A 13709-nucleotide genomic window follows, 5' to 3' on the forward strand; every position below is an offset into this window, starting at 1 on the left:
TCCGAGAGCCTGGGCCGCACCGCGACCGAGCTACGCCGCAGCCGTCCGTGCTCGGCGCCGGCTCGGAGCCGTATCCGTCCGGACGGGTGAAACCGCGCCACCGGCGGGTGAGCCGGACGTGCTCCGGGACCGGCCGGAGCGGTTGACTGGGGCCCACTCCTCGGGAAGGTTCGTCGTATGCGGTGTGCGCCCCGGCACTGGCAGTCCGTGCTGCGGTGCGCCGTGACGGCGCTGCTGGGCGCGGCGCTGGTCCTGCTGGGCGGGGCGGACGCCGCCGAGGCCCGGCCGTGGGCGGCCGGCGCGCACTGCGTCACCGCCCAGGAGACCCCCGCCGGGGGAGCGGAACCGCTGCCGCTGGCCGCGCCGGGCACCGACGAGTGCCCGGAACCCGCCGAGCGTCGCCGAAGCCACGGAACCGTCCCGCTCCACGCCTGCGCCCACCGCGCGGGCCCGGCCTGCGCGACGGGCTGCGGTCAGCCACCACTGCCGCCCACCGAGGCGTACACCGTGCACGGTCCCGCCGGACCGGCCGCACCCTGGCCCCCGTACTCCGGATGGACCGGGGCCGAGGCCACCGGCGCACGAGGTGTCGTCCTCCGCTGCTGAGAGGTCCCGCCGGGCAACCTCGGGCCCACGCACCACCCACCCCGGCCGTGCAAGGCCCGGCCCGGCTTCCTGCGACCCCTTGTCCATGCCGTACCGCAGGAGATCCACCATGCCCTTCGACGTCTTCTCCGCCATCGGCGCCATGGTGCGCGCCGAGGCCACCCGGACCACCGAGTCCGCTCCGTCCGACCCGGCCACCACCGCCCACCCCGCCGAACCGCAGCCGGCCCCGCACCCGCTCCAGGAACCGGCCGCCGGACCCGCCGTCGAGCCCGCCGCCCAGCCCGGGGCCCTACCCCCAGCCGCGCCCCTGCTCCCCGGCCTGTCCACCTGAACACCCCCGGGGTCGGTCGGGCCGGACTCCCTCGGCCCGACCGACCCCGACACGCCGGCGCGGCAGCCTGCTCGCAGGTCTCGGCGGCCGTTCGCGGGGTATCGACCGTGAGGACCGGCCGCACGCGGCCGGTCGAGGCGGGCCGAGGAACCCCCGTGACGGAGAGGACTCCCTGAGCGATGAGTGCCGACTTCACCAGCGCGGACGCGATGATCACCACTCCCGGGGGCGAGATCCTGCTCCAGCTGAGGGACGACCTGCCGGACATCCGCTGGCCGGCCCACTGGGTCGTGCCCGGCGGCCACGCTGAGACCGGGGAGACCCCGTACGAGACCGCCCGCAGGGAACTCCGCGAGGAGACCGGTCTGGACGTCGAAGCCCTGCTGCCCTTCGACCCCGTCCGCGCGGAGGGGGACACCGGCACCATCCGCTACTTCCACGCGATCGTCGACGTCGACCCCGCCCGGCTCGTGCTCGGCGAGGGCCAGGAACTGCGCCTGGTGCCGATCCCCGAGGTGCAGGGCATGAGGGTACCGCCGGATCTCAAGGACTACGTCCGGCAGTTGGAGGGCCACCTCCGGGTCGGGAAGCCCCGGGTGTGGGCGCAGATCGACCGCATCCACGCGCGACTGGCCGCCCGCTGCGCCGCCTCCGGCGAGTCCGCGGTGGAGAACCGGCTCCGCCTGCTGGCGGAAGTCGGTGCCCAGGCAAGTGCGCTGGCGGCCGTCGAGGCGGATCCCGGACGTGCGGGGGAGCTTCAGGTCAGGCTGTGCGAGGCGATCGTGGCCGGCATGGTCGCACTGCGCGCGACGACGCCGGACGCGGCCACGTTCCTGTCGGACTACCTCGTCGAGGCCGAACGGGACTCGTCGGGTGGCGACCGCGCCGAGTTCGAGCGAGCCGATCACCGGACGGAATGAAGCGTCCCGGTCCGGATCGCCGAGCTGGCCGAGGCACCGACCCCGAGGGTGATCGCCGCCCATGTGATCGGCGGGTGACCCCGTCCCGGTGTGCGGTCCTCCGCCGTACCCCGGGACCCACGCCGGGACGCGCACCGAGGCACCGTCCGCCCGAGCATAGCTAATCCATCGACATATCTAAATCAATGATCTATGGTTCCCGTATGGCAGACCGTCAACTGCAGGAGCCGGCAAGGCTCGTACTCACCGCACTGGCCGACGAGCCCCGGCACGGCTACGCGATCCTCCAGGAAGTCCTGGCGATCACCGAAGGCCGCACCAGGATGCTCACCGGTACCCTCTACACGGCCCTGGACCGCCTGCTCCAGCAGGGCCTGATCCGGATCGCCCACGAGGAGGTCGTGGCCGGCCGGCTGCGCCGCAACTTCGAGCTGACCGAACAGGGCCGCCTCACACTGACCGAGGAGACACAACGGCTGCGCGCCGGCGTGGCGGAGGCCGAACGCCGGCTCGCCCTCGGCGCCCCGCGCCCCCGGCCCACGCTGCGCACGAACTGGGGGACGGCATGACCGACCGGCACACCTCTCTGCCCGCCCTGCTGCGACGCCTTCCCCTCGACAGCCTCTACCCGGCCGAGTACCGCGCCGCGCACGGCGAGGAGATCAACGCCGTCCTCGCCGACGCCGTCCAGCACGCCGGCCCCCGCACCGCTCTGCGCGAATGGGCCGCCCTCGCCGCACACGCCGTGCGGCTGCGGACCCGGCTCAGCTCCAGCGATCCGGCCGGCAGGATCCTCGCCGGTGCCGCGCCGTTCCTGCTGGCCGGCGGCGCCGCCCTGAGCCTGCTCCACCTGCTGTTCGGCGCCCTTGTCGCCGGTCCCGACGCGCACTGGGCGGTGGCCGCCGCGCAGAGCGCTCCCTGGGTTCTCGCCCTGCTGTGTCTCGCCCTCGGTCGCTGGACCCCGGCCCGGGCCCTGCTCCTGGTGGCCGTTGCGGTGGCCGCGTTCACCCCGCATCCCGAGCCCGGTCTCTGGGCCGTCACGGCCGTCCTGGTGCTGATCGCACCGCCCGACGCCGTCGACCTCTCCCGGCGGTCCCGCTCCTGGGCGGTCGGTTCCGCCGCCGCCGTCGCGCTGCCGCTGAGCGGCCTCACCGTCCTGTGGCTCGTCACCCGGCCCGAGGACTACGCCCACCTCGTCTTCCCACCCCTTCAACAGGTCATGCTCGACTTCTCCCCGGTCTGGCCCGCCCTCGTGCTGGGTCTCGTCCACCTCCTGCGCCCCACCGGGCCGGACACCGACTCCCTGCACACCGGCGGCATCGCACTCGCCGTCCTGCCCTGGGCACTCACGATCGCCCCGCCCCTCCATCGCGGCACCCCGACCGAAGCGCTCGGTCTGCTCCGCAACGTCGGCCTGGTCCTCGCCCTCCTGGCCGCCACCACCGCCGTCGGCCTCGCGCGCCGTCGGACCCGGCCGGACCGACCGGGGGAGTCCGGCCGCCCGTTGGCCTAGATCTGCTGTCCGAAGTGCTGGTCACAGCCCTCCTTCAGGGCTGTGACCAGCACCATTGGTCGGACCGCGGCCGGACGGAGGGGGTGTCAGCGCATCCCGCCGGAAGCGAGGATGACGTCCCCGGTGATCCAGCGCGCGTCGTCGGAAGCCAGGAACGCCACCAAGGGGCCGTAGTCGGCCGGGGTGCCCGTACGGCCCAGCGGGGTGCCGGCGACCGCCTGCGCCTCCTGCGCCGAGCCGGGGAATCCCATCGCCCTGGTGCCCTCGGTGTCCGACGGTCCGGGCATGATCGCGTTGACCCGGATGCCGCGCGGGCCCAGCTCCTTGGCCGCGACGACGGTGAACGCGTTGACAGCGCTCTTGGACGCGACATACAGCGAGGCGTACACCGGGTGGGTGAGCGTGCCCGCCGTGGAGACGTTGACGACCGACGCGGAGCCGATGTCGTCCTGCGCGGCCAGGGCCTGCGTGGTGAGGATCGTCCCCAGCAGGTTCGTGCTCATCTGGCGCTGGAACTCCTCCTCGGTGATGCCCGACAGCGGCGCGAAGGTGGCCACCCCCGCGTTGTTCACGAGCACGTCGACCGGTCCGAGCTCCTCGCGCGCACGGTCGAACAGGCGGCGCACGTCGTCACCGCTGGCCACGTCCGCCCGGACCGCCAACGCCCGGCCGCCCTCCGCGGTGATTGCCGCGACGACCCGCTCGGCCCCCTCCTCGTCCTCCCGGTAGTTCACCACGACGGCCGCGCCCGCCCCGGCCAGCGCCTTGGCGATCCCCGCCCCGATGCCCTTCGACGCGCCCGTGACGATCGCCGTACGTGCCTTGCTGCTCGTGCTCACAGTGACTCCTCCAACGTCGGTACCTGCGAAGTCACCGTAGGAAAGCTGATTACTACTGGGAAGTACGTACTTTTTTGTAAGCTCGTACCGTGATCGAAACCCAGCAGGCCGCGACGGCCGCCCGGCTCCTGGCCCACGACACCTTCGACCAGAAGTGCGCACTCAGACCGATCATGGACCGGACGACCAGCCGCTGGGCGACCCTGATCGTCTCGGCCCTCATCGCCGGCCCGCACCGCTTCGCGCAGCTGCACCAACGAGTCGGCGGCATCAGCCAGAAGATGCTGTCGCAGAACCTCAAGACCCTGGCCCGGGCCGGCCTCGTCCACCGCGACGTCACGCCCACCAACCCGCCCCAGGTCACCTACAGCCTGACCGAACTCGGCGTCAGCCTGGCCGGCCCGCTGACCGAACTCATCCAGTGGTTCGGCCGACATGGAGAGGAACTCCTCGCCGCGCAGGAGCACTACGACCGCCAGCAGGCGCCGCTGGGCGAGTAACGGGCCGCTCCTACGGGCCGGTCGGTCTTCGTGAGAGTTGCCGAACCCCGGCCCGCACGGCCGGATCCGGCGGTCCAGGGAAACTCACCGCCGGGACGGACGCCCGAACCGCCGACCGTGCTTCTTCGGCCCCGCTCCGATCACTTCGGCAGGTCGGCGGACAGGAAGGGGGCCAGGAGCGCGAGCAGTGCGTCGGGGCGGTCGAGTGGGATGATGTGGCCGCAGTCCTGGAGCCGGTGCCCGACCAGGTCGTCGGCGATGGGCCGGAGTTGGCGTTCGAGCCCGGTGCCGACGGGGTGGGAGCCGACGGCCATCGTGGGCACGGTCAGCCGGGTCGTCGCGACGGCGTCCTGGAGCTGCTGCGCGCTGGTGGGCAGGGCCCGGTAGTGGGAGAACGCGCAGCGAAGGGCCTCGCTTCCGGTGTAGGCGTGGACGAAGGCCGCGCGGATGTCGTCGGGTACTCCGCGCCCGAGCGTCCCCGAGTCGAGGAACCAGTCGATGTACGGCGCCTCGTTGCCGGCCAGGACGGTCTCGGCGAGGTCGGGAACGCTGTGGAAGCCGAACCACCACGGGGCGCCGCCCGCGACGACGTGTTCGGCTCCCGGCAGGCGGCCGAGCAGTGCCTCCATCACGACCAGGCGCCGTACGAGGCCGGGTCGGCGCAGCGCGAGCAGGACGGCGGGCGCGGTGCCCGCGTCGATGCCGACCACCGCTGCCGAGGACTCGCCGAGCGCGTCGAGCAGCCCCTCGGCGTCGGCGGCCAGGGTGCCCGCGTCGTAACCGTCGACGGCACGCTCACTGGCGCCGAGGCCCCGCAGGTCCGGGGCGATGACCCGGTGCCGTCCGGCCAGTGGACCGATGATGCTGCTCCAGACCTGCCAGGTGTGCGGGAAGCCGTGCAGCAGCAGAACGGCGGGTCCGTCCCCGGCGATCGCGACGTTGAGTCGGATGCCGTTCGTCGCGATGCGGTGCAGTCGGGGTGTGGTGCTGACGGGCACGGTGGCTCCTGCTGCTGATTACCATTGGTGACCACAGAACGATAGGTAACCGTCCGGCCGCTTCCTAGACGGCACTTTCAGGGAAGGTGGTGAGCCGCAGGTGACCACCCGAGGACCCCGGGCCGCCGATCGCGGGGCACGCGGCGATCTTTTCGATCCCCAGTGCCCGACAAGGCAGTTGCTCGATCGCATCGGCACGAAGTGGACGTCCATGGCCGTCAGGACGCTCGCCGATGCCGCACCGGACGAGGTGCGCTTCGCGGAGCTGAGACGCCGGATGCCCGGCGTCTCGCAGAAGATGCTGTCCGTGACGCTGCGAAGCCTGACCCGCGACGGTCTGGTGTCGCGCCGGGTCGAACCGACCGTGCCGCCGCGGGTCTTCTACCGGCTCACCGGCCTCGGGCTGTCCCTGGAGACCGCGCTCGCAGGGCTGCGTACCTGGGCCGAGGAGCACATGGCCGAGATCGACCGCGCCAACGAAGCCGCCGACCAGGAGGTCGACGAGGGGTAGGCAGGCCGGTTCCGTGTTCGGAACGGCCGGCTCGGGTCCTCGATCCCGGCAGCCGAGGTCCTCCTGCTCCTGTCGGGTGCGGTTGTCCCGGGGCAGAATGATCGCCATGACGACATGAAGAGCACCCACCGGCCGGAAGTCCTGGCGCAAGCGATGGGATGGCTGGTCGGTTCTCGACGGCGTCCGTCGGCTCTGCATCGTGTGCCACGAGCCCGTTCACTCCTACGAGTACCGCCTCCATCCGCCCGAGTCCCGCAGCTTCGAACGTTGCGTCGGTCTGGTCTGGTGCTCGGGCTGCCGGATCTACTCGGGCAGCATGGTCCACATTCCTCGCAGGAAGGTCCTGGTCGACGCCCTGGCATCGCTGCCCGCCGTCGACCGTGACCTGCTGCGCCGGAAGGAGGCCGCGCTGGTCGACCATCTCGACGGCCGAGGCGTCGGTCGGCGGTGAGCCGCGGATCGGGCTGAGCCGCCACCAGGAGCCGGGGCGACCTGCCCCGTCAGGGCCGTTGTGGGTGAGGCGCCTCGGGGCCAGGGGCTGCCCGTTCTGCCTGCTGCATCGCGGAGGGGACCGACGAGGGTCGATTCGGCCCCTGTCCGCAGCGTCGCCGCAGGAGGTGAGACCGCCGGTCAGTACGGCGTCGTCGAAGGCTGCCTCAACTCGCTTGAAGCAGAACCGTCCTGAACCCGGCGCGACCCCGCCTGGGGCCGACGGCTTTCGCCACGGGGGCGAACGCAACTCGGCGGGCGGTGTGGGCAGGCGCCGATGTTCGCGGTATCTTTGAACGCGTTCAAATCTATTGTGGGGGACACCGTGATGTCGATCGACCGAGCACCGTCACGGGCCAAGTACCTGGTTTCACTGGCCGTCCTGGGCTGTTTGCCGGCGGCGGTCCTCTTCCCGGGGCCGTTGGCCCTCGTCGTTCTCCTGATCGGGTCGGCGCTGGCATGCCGGGAGCGGGACGCGTTCCGCACGGTGTGCGTTGCGAGTGTCGCTCTCATCGCGGTCGGCTCGGTGGTCTGGCTGTACGACGGGGTGTTCCTGGCAGCGCCGACCGTTCCGGTGCTGTTGGTCGCGTGGTGGGTGGCGCGTCCGGGCGTCGATGCGGGGTGGGGACTGCTCGGGCTCGGCTGGACTGTTGGAATTCTGCCGGTGGTGGGCTGGCCGGTCCTTGTCCTGTGGGTCCTGTGACGGTGGCCCGGGCCTCCGGAGCCTCGTCGGCCGTGCTCCGTCCAAGCCGCGCCTGACGCGGTGGTGTCTCCGAAACCTGTTCTGCTCCCTTCGACGAACCAGCCGAGCGTGCCTGGGCGCGGGGCCGGGCGGCCTCCGCCGCTCGGCGGAGGCCGTCGACTGACCACTCTCGGGCCTTTCCCGGCTTCCTCGGCCGCACAGGACCGCCGCCGGGGCACCAGGGAAGTCCGTTGAATCAAACGTGGCAGCAGGGCTCACTCAAGTGGCTGTCGATCGCAGCAACCAGGTCCCGAGCCGCTGCCCTCACCACAGGATCACGGTCGTGCGTGAGCCGAGCCGCTGTCGGTCGGCGGCTCAGCACGGCCCGGTGGGCCTGCAGTTGCACGTTCGGCTTCGACGGGTTGCCGTGCTCGAGGACCGTCTGCAGTAACCTGATCACCCCGGCCCGGCACTTGACGGCCTCGGTGGCCGCGAGTTCCCACAGAAAGGGGACGGCGGCGACAGTCGCGTCGAAGACTGCCAGCTCACCGATCCAGAGACTGAGATCATCCAGGGCTTCCCGACCGACCCGGGCGTCGCCCCACGCGATCCGCGACAGTACACCGGGAACTTCTGCCGCAGACCCGTATGCATGCTTCAACTCGTTCCAGCGCACACGACTTACGCCTTTGAGTACTGTCCCCACCAAGCACCACACTTCGCTCTCGGACCCATGGTCGGATCGGCCTCATTCCACCTCACCGGTCGCCATGGCGGCCGGCCCGGGCCGAGACGTCGCACAGGTGCTCTCGGCCTCCGGCGACGTTCCGACGGCCGCGCGCTGCCGTGATGCCGGTCCGCGAGGTGGTGCCGTCACAGGTCCGAGGCGTCGATCCAGCAGATCGTCGCTATCAGATCGGGAGCCTTGTCGGTCGCCTCGGCTGCCAGAAGTGCCCAGTCCCGGCAGTCGGCGACGATCCGGTCCCAGGGCGAGCGGCGGTCGACATCCCAATCGACAGCTGGGCCGTGGTCTCTGTAGATCCCCTTGTCCTGCTTGATCCGCCACACCTGGAAATGGAGCACCGCCTGATCGTGAGCGGCGAGATCCTCGATGACTTCGGCGAGGTGAGCGGTCGGCCAGGCCGGATCCAGGGTGTCCGGCGAGGCCCGGAGGGCGGCGGCCCGAGGGGGGAGGACGGGTTTGCGGGCGCCGAGGTCCGTCAGCGCCCAGCGGAGTGCAGTTCCTTCGGAGTCGTCGGGGGCCTCGCCTCGCCACCGGAAGGCTTCGTAGGCTCGGCGAAGCGCCGGCACGGCGCTTTTGATCCCCAGGTCCGCCAGGGCAGTGGCTGCCCATTGGCGGACGGTGGCGTTCCCGCTCTCCAGCAGGTCGATCAGTAGGCTTCCCGGTCGCGGGTCCTTGAGTGCGGTGAAGACCTCGATGGCGCAGAGCTGCCCGAAGACCCCGAGGCGAGGTGTCGCCGCCGTCAACTCGGCCAGCACGTCGGGCCCCATGGCGATCAGCGCATACTGGGCGTCCTCCGCCACTTCGCTGGAGTCCGCGTCGAGTTCGCCGACCCGTTGAGCAATCGTGCTGTTCATGGCCACGAAGTCTGGCTCGTCCCGTGCGTCACGACCAGTCAATAAACGGGCCTGCCCGCGCCGCGCAGCGGCAGACGTCATCCGGCCGAGCGTCGGCGGGCTGTGCGCGCGCGTTCGGGGGCTGAAGTGTGTCGTCGGTGGTGAAGACCACGGCCGAGGACCGTCCGCGAATACGACTTCGAGAATGTCAGTGGTTCGTGCAAGTGTTCTCCCTGCTCACCTCACCTGACCGGAGACCTCTGTGACGATCCGCCGTACCACCCTGATCACCGCTGCCACGGTGATCGCCCTGTCTGCCGTGGCCGCCTGCAACGACGGCGACGCGTCCACCCCCGCGGCCGCCGGTGGCTCGACCGCGCAGAGCGCGACTGCGACCGCGAGCGCGACCGCGAGCGGCACTCCGAGCGTCCCCACGCCGACGCCCACCGCGACGCCCACGCCCACGCCGACCGCGACTCCTACGCCCACCGCGACGCCGACTCCTGCGGGCGCGCCGGTCGACGCCTCCGGTGCGTTCGACCCGGCGGTGGCCCTGGCGAACGCGGACCGGACGCCGTACGCCGCGACGCTGAAGATGAAGACGACGGCGACCGCGAACGGTCAGGGGACGGTGATGACCTCGACCGGCCGGACCAACATCAACACGCCGGGCCACGAGGGGCGGAACGAGGCGAAGATGACGATCAGCGGCAGCGACGAGCCGGTGCTCTGGATGGAGTCGGTCAACACCGGCAACGGCATCTTCATGCGCGACAAGACCAAGCCGGGCAGCACCTGGAGCCCGTCCGGCAGCAGCGAGGACGCCACGGACGACGACGGCGCCGGCCTCTACGCGAAGGCCCTTGTCGAAGCCGGCCCCGCCGCTCGCAAGGGGATGGAGCAGAAGAACGGCGTCCCGGCCTTCCACCTCGGGGCCCGTCTGACGGCAGCCCAGATCAAGGCCATCGACCCCGATGAGCACCGGCACATGGCCGAGAAGGGCGTCGCCGCGAAGGACTACGACGTCTGGATCGACCGGGCCGGACGCATCCTGGCCGTGTCGCAGTCCATGAAGGTGCCGAAGGACGGCACGACCGTCACCAGCGTCATCACCGTGGAGTACAGCGACTTCGGGCCCCGCGAGACCTTCACCGTTCCGACCGCGGCAGCCAGCTGACCCGACCCGATCACCGCTGCCGTGCCCGCTGGAACGGTCCTCGGGTCGGCACGGTCTCGATCGGGTGAGCGCGTGCGTCGTCGCGGCCGTGGATCACCCGCTCCACGACCTCGCGGGAGCCGTCCGCCCGGGCGCCGACCGTTACCAGGACGTGTCCCGGTGTCGCGGGGGACTGGTCTTGCGGCAGGTGATCCAGCGGTTGGCGTCGAAGGGGTCGTGCGGGGTGCGGCGGAGGCGGGGGGTGGGGTGGTCGAAGGGGGAGCGGGTGGTGGTGTGCCACCCGAGGGTGGTGAGGCGGTCGGCGGTGCGGGGGCGGGGGTCGGGGGAGAAGAGGGCGAGGAGGTCGATTCCGAGCCGGTCGCGGGCGGTGGTGTAGACGGGGTGGGTGCGGACGGCGGCGGACTCGGGTGCGCTCTTGATCTCGTACGCGAGGGTGCTGCCGGGGGCGCTGAGGAGGTCGAGGGTGGTGGCGACGCGCAGTTCGGCCTCGGCGGGCAGGTAGAGGAAGAGCCCTTCGGCGAGCCACGCGGTGGGCCGGTCGGGGTCGAGGCCGCTTCGGCGCAGGGCGCCGCTCCAGTGGGTGGTGAGGTCGACGGCCACGGTACGGCGTTCGGCCCGTGGTGCGGCGGCGGGCAGGCTGTCCAGGACGTGCTGTTTGAAGGCGAGGACGTCCGGGCGGTCGAGTTCCCAGACGGTGGTGCCGGGCGGCCAGGGCAGGCGGTGGGCGCGGGAGTCGAGCCCGGCGCCGAGCAGGACGACCTGGCGGGTGCCGGCGCGGGCGGCGTCGAGCAGGTGGGTGTCCAGGACCCGTGTGCGCAGCGCGAAGTAGCCGGCCAGGCGCTCCCACATCGGGTCGCCCGGGGCGACCTGTACGGGGTCGCGGGGCCAGTCGGCGCAGCCGGGCGCGGCGCGCACGAAGTGCTCCGCGTACGGGTCGACGGCGAGCGGGTCGGGGCGGCGGGCCTCCAGGGCGCGGGCGTGGGCGACCAGCAGGGCGGTGCGGCCCACGCCCGCGCCGACGCCGGGGGTGCCGACGGCGGTCACTGTCGCGTCACCGGCTCGGGTGAAGCGGGTGGGGCGGGCACGGATGCCGGCACGAAGGGGCCGTCGGAGAGGTCGGTGACGCGGGCCCCGTACACCCGGGCCATGAAGCGCAGGACGTCCGCGTCGGCCAGGTGCAGTGCCGTGGTGCAGTCGCGCAGGACGGTCAGGTGGAAGCCGCGCTGGAAGGCGGTGCGGGCGGTGGAGTCGACACATACGTCGGCGAACAGTCCGGCCAGCACGAGGTGGTCGATCCCGCGCCGGCGCAGGTGCGGTTCGAGGCGCTCGTCCAGGAACGCGTCGAAGACGGCGCGCTTGGTGAACACCTCCTCACCCGGGCCGGGCCGGACGCCGTGGAAGTCGGCGCCCCAGCTGCCCTCCAGGCACTTGGGCTGCTTGCCGAGCAACTCGTCCCTGCGGCGCCAGGCGGGCCCCTGGTGGACGGGGTCGCCGAGGAAGCGGACGAACAGGACGTCGAGGCCCGCCGCCCGGGCCAGTTCGACGGCGCGGGCGCTGTTCGCGGCGGCGCGGGCCAGCCGCTCGGGGTCGCCGGGGAAGCGGGCGGCGGCGAGGGGGCCGGCGCAGAAGTCGTTCTGCAGGTCGACGACGAGCAGCGCGGAGCGGGGCGCGCCGGTCACCGGGCGCCCGCCCCGGCTTCTGCGGCACCCACGCCGGCCCCGGTCGCGGCTGCGGTGACCTCGGCGAGGACGGCGTCCGCCACCTCGGCGGTCCCGGCCTGCCCGCCGAGGTCGGGAGTGCGGATGCCGCGACCGCGGACGGCGGTGAGCGCGGCTTCCAGGGCCGCCTCGGCGCCGGGGCAATGGGCGTGCCGCTCGGCGATCCGGGCGGCGGCCCGGAGCGTGGCGACCGGGTTGACCACGTCCCGCCCGGCCAGGTCGTCGGCCGAGCCGTGCACCGTCTGGTATTCCGTCAATTCATGCAACTCCGGCGCCAGATGGACGTTCTCGGTGCACCGGTCCTCCTGCCGCTGCGCCCCGTACCGGTCGAGCAGCACCACGTGCATGATGTCCGCCCACTCGTTGCCGGCGACCAGCACGGTGCGGTCCTCGGGGCCGTGGGTGATCAGGTTGCGGTTGACGGTGTCGGGCTGGAACAGTTCCACGGCCACGCCGAGCCGTTCGGCCAGGCCCTCGGTCCAGTGGTCCAACGCCCCGTCCAGCAGGTGGTACTTGTAGGCCATCACGACCCGGGCGGGGCCCTGCGGCCAGAGCGCGCGGGCGCGGCGCACGGCGTACTCGAGGATCCGTACCGTGACGGCGCGGCTGAACTCCATGGTGCGCACCACGGTGTCGGGGGTGTGCCGGTTCTCGCCGGTGTAGAAGCCCTGCGCCTGGTCGCGGACCAGCAGTAACCGGGCCGGACCGGCCGTGAGCGGTTCGACCTTGACGGCGGCGAGCCGCTGACGGACCAGGTACAGCGACTGGGCATTGATCGCGGTGCGGAACACCGCCTGCACGCCGCGGGCGGCCTGTTCCCGGCAGAACCGCTCGTAGTGCGCGGCGTCCTCGCCCGTGAGCCGCTCGAGCTGCTCGGTGCCGCGGGCCTCCTGGCGCAGCGAGACGTAGGAGTGGTAGAGCCGCGGTGACCGCACCACCTCGGCTCGCGTGCCGTGCAGGGCGGTGATCCGTTCCAGTGCCCGTTCGAAGACGGGTGCGAGCTCGGGTCCGGTTCCGCGGCCGACGGCGAGGGCGATGCGCGGTGCGGTCATGCGTGGGTCCTCCGGGGTTGGCGTTGCCGAGGTGGGACGGGGGCAGAAGGGGCAGCCGGGTGTGGTCAGGCGGAGGCCGGGACGAGGTGGTCGCCCGGGATGCCGGCCTTCTCGGGGGAGTAGTAGTCGCGGATGCCGTCGGCCCAGGTGGTGACGGCGACGCGGTCGCCGGCGTCGGGGCCGAAGGCGTCGAACAACGCGGCGATGTTGGGCTTCTCGAAGCCGATCGCGGTCATCAGCGCGAGGAACCGCGGCCGTTCGACCAGTCCGTCGCCGTCGGGGTCGCCGAGCGTGGCCAGGGCGTCCGCGAAGACGGCGATGGTGGCGCCGAAGCGCTCGGGGTTCAGGACGAAGCCGCGGAACTCCTCGGGGCTGATCACCCCGTCGCCGTTGGCGTCCAACGCTCCGAGCAGCACCTCCCAGTAGCGGCGCAGGCTGTCGGCCAGGGCGTGGCGGTCGGCTTCGGCGGAGCCGTCGGCGACGGCCAGGATGCGCTCGGTCATCAGGTCGAAGTCCTCGCCTTCGAGCACCCCGTTGCCGTTGGCGTCGAACAGGGTGAAGACCAGCTCGGCGCGCCGGTGAGCCTCGTGGGCCATGGTGTTCCCTCTCTCGCGGCGGCCCGGCCTCGGCCGACCGGGCATCGGCCCCGACTGCGCCGTTCGGGTGCGGTCGGGACTTCCACTGTGCGGGCCGGGTCGGGGGACCGGGGTCGAAACCGGCGGAGCGTCACCCGGGAGGGTGACCGAGTGGGCCGTTCCTGCCGTTCCTGCCGTGCTCAGGACTCACCGTGCC

18 protein-coding genes are annotated in these 13709 nt (G+C 72.3%); 10 read left to right on the forward strand and 8 right to left on the reverse strand.

Annotated features, from left to right (window positions below; translation table 11 throughout):
• The first annotated feature begins 177 nt into the window (after positions 1-177).
• The 5 genes from IF01_RS0122620 (at position 178) to IF01_RS0122640 (ending at position 3373) form a co-directional block, all read left to right on the forward strand.
• Positions 178-606, forward strand: coding sequence for a hypothetical protein (locus IF01_RS0122620; RefSeq protein ID WP_030395325.1), 429 nt, complete (start codon positions 178-180; stop codon positions 604-606).
• Positions 607-715: 109 nt separating this feature from the next.
• The gene (locus tag IF01_RS0122625; RefSeq protein ID WP_030395326.1) at positions 716-940 is read left to right on the forward strand and encodes a hypothetical protein; all 225 of its coding nucleotides are present in this window, start codon (positions 716-718) and stop codon (positions 938-940) included.
• A gap of 179 nt (positions 941-1119) precedes the next feature.
• Positions 1120-1860: an NUDIX domain-containing protein gene (locus tag IF01_RS44200; protein WP_051755957.1), complete on the forward strand. Its 741-nt coding sequence runs from the start codon at positions 1120-1122 to the stop codon at positions 1858-1860.
• Between the two features lie 203 nt (positions 1861-2063).
• Complete coding sequence (locus IF01_RS0122635; protein WP_030395328.1) at positions 2064-2429, forward strand: PadR family transcriptional regulator; 366 nt, start codon at positions 2064-2066, stop codon at positions 2427-2429.
• Positions 2426-3373 carry a hypothetical protein gene (locus tag IF01_RS0122640; protein WP_030395329.1) on the forward strand — a complete coding sequence of 316 codons (948 nt, stop codon included), beginning with the start codon at positions 2426-2428 and terminating at the stop codon, positions 3371-3373. Before IF01_RS0122635 ends, IF01_RS0122640 begins: the two co-directional genes overlap by 4 nt.
• An 86-nt stretch (positions 3374-3459) precedes the next feature.
• Here the strand turns inward: IF01_RS0122640 and IF01_RS0122645 are convergent, their stop codons facing one another.
• Positions 3460-4212, reverse strand: a complete 753-nt coding sequence (locus tag IF01_RS0122645) for an SDR family NAD(P)-dependent oxidoreductase (protein WP_030395330.1) — start codon at positions 4210-4212, stop codon at positions 3460-3462.
• An 89-nt stretch (positions 4213-4301) separates the two neighbouring features.
• On the opposite strand from IF01_RS0122645, the gene IF01_RS0122650 reads away from it, so the two are divergent.
• A complete protein-coding gene (locus tag IF01_RS0122650) occupies positions 4302-4712 on the forward strand; it encodes a winged helix-turn-helix transcriptional regulator (protein WP_030395331.1) in 411 nt (136 codons plus the stop codon).
• Between the two features lie 140 nt (positions 4713-4852).
• On the opposite strand, the gene IF01_RS0122655 is transcribed toward IF01_RS0122650, so the two are convergent.
• On the reverse strand, positions 4853-5710 hold the full coding sequence (locus IF01_RS0122655) for an alpha/beta hydrolase (RefSeq protein ID WP_030395332.1): 858 nt from the start codon (positions 5708-5710) through the stop codon (positions 4853-4855).
• Between the two features lie 100 nt (positions 5711-5810).
• Between IF01_RS0122655 and IF01_RS0122660 the strand changes: the two genes are divergently transcribed.
• The 3 genes from IF01_RS0122660 to IF01_RS0122670 all read left to right on the forward strand — a co-directional run bounded on the left by IF01_RS0122660 (position 5811) and on the right by IF01_RS0122670 (position 7413).
• Entirely contained in the window at positions 5811-6221 is a 411-nt protein-coding gene (locus tag IF01_RS0122660; protein WP_030395333.1) for a winged helix-turn-helix transcriptional regulator, read from the forward strand.
• 316 nt (positions 6222-6537) lie between these two features.
• Positions 6538-6672, forward strand: coding sequence for a hypothetical protein (locus IF01_RS51105; protein ID WP_255360187.1), 135 nt, complete (start codon positions 6538-6540; stop codon positions 6670-6672).
• Between the two features lie 363 nt (positions 6673-7035).
• Positions 7036-7413 (forward strand): hypothetical protein, encoded by a 378-nt coding sequence (locus IF01_RS0122670; RefSeq protein WP_157855312.1) that lies wholly within the window; start codon positions 7036-7038, stop codon positions 7411-7413.
• A 235-nt stretch (positions 7414-7648) separates the two neighbouring features.
• Here the strand turns inward: IF01_RS0122670 and IF01_RS0122675 are convergent, their stop codons facing one another.
• The gene (locus IF01_RS0122675; protein ID WP_244215593.1) at positions 7649-8068 is read right to left on the reverse strand and encodes a hypothetical protein; all 420 of its coding nucleotides are present in this window, start codon (positions 8066-8068) and stop codon (positions 7649-7651) included.
• 197 nt (positions 8069-8265) lie between these two features.
• On the reverse strand, positions 8266-8991 hold the full coding sequence (locus tag IF01_RS0122680) for a HEAT repeat domain-containing protein (RefSeq protein ID WP_030395336.1): 726 nt from the start codon (positions 8989-8991) through the stop codon (positions 8266-8268).
• A gap of 241 nt (positions 8992-9232) precedes the next feature.
• Between IF01_RS0122680 and IF01_RS0122690 the strand changes: the two genes are divergently transcribed.
• Positions 9233-10147 (forward strand): hypothetical protein, encoded by a 915-nt coding sequence (locus tag IF01_RS0122690; RefSeq protein ID WP_094745622.1) that lies wholly within the window; start codon positions 9233-9235, stop codon positions 10145-10147.
• A gap of 141 nt (positions 10148-10288) precedes the next feature.
• On the opposite strand, the gene IF01_RS0122695 is transcribed toward IF01_RS0122690, so the two are convergent.
• From IF01_RS0122695 to IF01_RS51570, 4 genes are all read right to left on the reverse strand, one after another.
• On the reverse strand, positions 10289-11191 hold the full coding sequence (locus tag IF01_RS0122695; protein WP_037780744.1) for an SAM-dependent methyltransferase: 903 nt from the start codon (positions 11189-11191) through the stop codon (positions 10289-10291).
• A complete protein-coding gene (locus IF01_RS0122700; protein ID WP_078880204.1) occupies positions 11188-11826 on the reverse strand; it encodes a cysteine hydrolase family protein in 639 nt (212 codons plus the stop codon). Before IF01_RS0122700 ends, IF01_RS0122695 begins: the two co-directional genes overlap by 4 nt.
• The gene (locus IF01_RS0122705) at positions 11823-12917 is read right to left on the reverse strand and encodes an isocitrate/isopropylmalate family dehydrogenase (RefSeq protein WP_030395341.1); all 1095 of its coding nucleotides are present in this window, start codon (positions 12915-12917) and stop codon (positions 11823-11825) included. Before IF01_RS0122705 ends, IF01_RS0122700 begins: the two co-directional genes overlap by 4 nt.
• A gap of 65 nt (positions 12918-12982) precedes the next feature.
• Positions 12983-13513, reverse strand: a complete 531-nt coding sequence (locus IF01_RS51570) for an EF-hand domain-containing protein (protein WP_030395342.1) — start codon at positions 13511-13513, stop codon at positions 12983-12985.
• Positions 13514-13709 lie beyond the last annotated feature (196 nt).

The sequence above is a fragment of the Kitasatospora purpeofusca genome, from assembly GCF_000718025.1.
Taxonomy (GTDB): Bacteria; Actinomycetota; Actinomycetes; order Streptomycetales; family Streptomycetaceae; genus Kitasatospora; species Kitasatospora purpeofusca.

What these genes read in the sequence shown, in the direction of transcription:
- IF01_RS0122705 (WP_030395341.1), bottom strand. Translation starts at nt 12,917, where the DNA reads ATGACCGCACCGCGCATCGCCCTCGCCGTCGGCCGCGGAACCGGACCC.
- IF01_RS0122635 (WP_030395328.1), top strand. Translation starts at nt 2,064, where the DNA reads ATGGCAGACCGTCAACTGCAGGAGCCGGCAAGGCTCGTACTCACCGCA.
- IF01_RS0122620 (WP_030395325.1), top strand. Translation starts at nt 178, where the DNA reads ATGCGGTGTGCGCCCCGGCACTGGCAGTCCGTGCTGCGGTGCGCCGTG.
- IF01_RS0122680 (WP_030395336.1), bottom strand. Translation starts at nt 8,991, where the DNA reads ATGAACAGCACGATTGCTCAACGGGTCGGCGAACTCGACGCGGACTCC.
- IF01_RS44200 (WP_051755957.1), top strand. Translation starts at nt 1,120, where the DNA reads ATGAGTGCCGACTTCACCAGCGCGGACGCGATGATCACCACTCCCGGG.
- IF01_RS51570 (WP_030395342.1), bottom strand. Translation starts at nt 13,513, where the DNA reads ATGGCCCACGAGGCTCACCGGCGCGCCGAGCTGGTCTTCACCCTGTTC.
- IF01_RS0122640 (WP_030395329.1), top strand. Translation starts at nt 2,426, where the DNA reads ATGACCGACCGGCACACCTCTCTGCCCGCCCTGCTGCGACGCCTTCCC.
- IF01_RS0122625 (WP_030395326.1), top strand. Translation starts at nt 716, where the DNA reads ATGCCCTTCGACGTCTTCTCCGCCATCGGCGCCATGGTGCGCGCCGAG.
- IF01_RS51105 (WP_255360187.1), top strand. Translation starts at nt 6,538, where the DNA reads ATGGTCCACATTCCTCGCAGGAAGGTCCTGGTCGACGCCCTGGCATCG.